The 228-nt window shown below is 60.5% G+C and carries 1 protein-coding gene; it reads right to left on the bottom strand.

Annotated features, from left to right (window positions below; genetic code table 11):
• Positions 1–214: potassium transporter TrkG (locus tag SB772_RS46470; RefSeq protein WP_410839330.1), on the bottom strand; the 214-nt coding region annotated here is incomplete at its 3' end.
• Positions 215–228 lie beyond the last annotated feature (14 nt).

Below are 228 nucleotides of genomic sequence, written 5' to 3' on the forward strand. Positions count from 1 at the left end.
GGAGCACCATCACCACGGGGAAACCCAGGCTTCCAAGGAAGACGCCAAGCATCAGCGGGACCAGTATCCAGAGATCGGTCTCGTAGGGGACTACGCCGTCCGAGTGCGGGGTGAACCCCGCGTTGTTGAAGGAAGAGATGGCATAGAAGATTCCGTGCCACACGGCCTCCCAGAAAGGCTCGCCCAACACCAGGAAACGGGGAATCAGGGACAAAGCCAGGGCGCCTT

The organism is Paraburkholderia sp. SIMBA_030, assembly GCF_046535245.1.
Classification (GTDB): domain Bacteria; phylum Pseudomonadota; class Gammaproteobacteria; order Burkholderiales; family Burkholderiaceae; genus Paraburkholderia.